General features: G+C 72.7%; 1 protein-coding gene. It reads right to left on the reverse strand.

The features are described 5' to 3' along the window. The coding region (locus DEH69_RS31120; protein WP_258534920.1) for a beta-ketoacyl synthase N-terminal-like domain-containing protein at positions 1 to 1881 on the reverse strand (1881 nt) is incomplete at both ends.

The following is a 1881-nucleotide window of genomic DNA, read 5'->3' on the forward strand; positions in this document are numbered from 1 at the left end:
CCTCGGGCGCCTCCTCGATGATCACGTGCGCGTTGGTGCCGCTGATCCCGAACGAGGAGATGCCCGCGCGGCGCGGGCGGCCGTTGGCCGTCCACTCTCGAGGCTCGGTCAGCAGCCTGACGTTGCCCGCTTCCCACTCCACCTGCCGCGTGGGCTCGTCCACGTGCAGGGTCTTCGGAAGGACGCCGTGCCGCATCGCCTCGATCATCTTGATGATCGAGGCGGCACCGGCCGCCGCCTGGGTGTGGCCGATGTTGGACTTGATCGAGCCCAGCCACAGGGGCTCCTCGCGGTCCTGGCCATAGGTGGCAAGCAGCGCCTGCGCCTCGATCGGGTCGCCGAGCGTCGTTCCCGTGCCATGCGCCTCAACCGCGTCCACATCGGCGGGAGACAGGCCCGCGTTCGCCAACGCCTGCCTGATCACCCGGCGTTGGGCCGGGCCGTTGGGCGCGGTGAGGCCATTGCTCGCGCCGTCCTGGTTGGTGGCGGTGCCCCGCACCACGGCGAGCACGGGGTGGCCGTTGCGGCGCGCCTCCGACAGGCGCTCGACCAGCAGCACGCCGACGCCCTCGCCCCACCCGGTGCCATCGGCCGCCGCGGCGAACGACTTGCAGCGGCCGTCGCGCGCCAGGCCGCGCTGGTCGCTGAACTCGATGAAGTTCTCGGAGGTCGCCATCACGGCGACGCCGCTCGCGAGGGCGAGCGAGCACTCGCCCGAGCGCAGCGCCTGCGCCGCCCAGTGCAGCGCGACCAGCGACGACGAGCATGCCGTGTCGACCGTGACCGCGGGGCCTTCCAGGCCCAGGGTGTAGGCGACGCGACCCGAGGCGATCGCGCCCGTGCTGCTGTTGTGGCTGTAGTCGTGGTAGCTCATCCCGGTGAACACGCCGGTCGCACTGCCCTTCAACGACGACGGGTCGATCCCGGCGCGCTCCAGCGCCTCCCACGAGGTTTCCAGCAGGAGCCGCTGCTGCGGGTCCATCGCCAGCGCCTCGTTGGGCGCGATCCCGAAGAAGCCGGGGTCGAACTCCCCCGCGTCATAAAGGAATCCACCCCGGTCCACATAGCTGGTGCCGGGGCGCGTGCCCGTGGGGTCGTAGATGCGGTCCAGGTTCCAGCCGCGGTTCGTGGGAAAGCCCGAGATCGCGTCAACTCCGCCGTCAACCAGACGCCACAGCTCCTCGGGCGATGACACCCCGCCCGGGTAGCGGCACGCCATCCCGATGATGGCGATCGGGTCGTCGTCGGCCGGGGCCACGACCCGCCTGACCTGATCGTCGTCGACGGTCCCCCACACCTCGTCGAGCAGGTGGCGGGCGAGCACGGCCGGGGTCGGGTAGTCGAACACCAGGGTCGCAGGGAGCTTCAGGCCCGTGGCCCGGCCGAGGCCGTTGCGCAGCTCCATCGCCGCGAGGGAGTCGACACCCAGGTCACGGAAGGTGCGCTCCGGGCCGACGGCCTCGGGTCCCGCATAGCCGAGGGTCCCGGCCGCCTGGGCGCGGACCAGGGTCAGCAGGGTGTCGAGCCGCTGGTCCTCGGTCAGGCCCACGAGCCGCTGCCTGATCCCCTCGGCGTCGGCGCGGGTGCGGGCGGCGCCGCGCGTGACAGCGGGGATCAGGCCGCGCAGCACGTCGGGCACCGAGCCGCTGGCGCGGACCGCGGCCAGGTTCAACTTCAGCGGGATCGGGGCGCGTTCGTCCGAGCGGATGGCCGCGTCGAAGAGGGTGAGGCCGTCGCGGTTGGAGAGCGGGATGATGCCGCCGCGCTCCATGCGGGTGCGGTCGGCCTCGTTCAGGGTGCCCGCCATGCCCGACGCCTGGCTCCACGGTCCCCAGGCGAGGGACTGGGCGGGCAGGCCGTGGGCGCGGCGGTGGGCGGCGA

Origin of the sequence: Streptomyces sp. PT12, from assembly GCF_003311645.1 — a bacterium.
Taxonomy (GTDB): Bacteria; Actinomycetota; Actinomycetes; order Streptomycetales; family Streptomycetaceae; genus Streptomyces.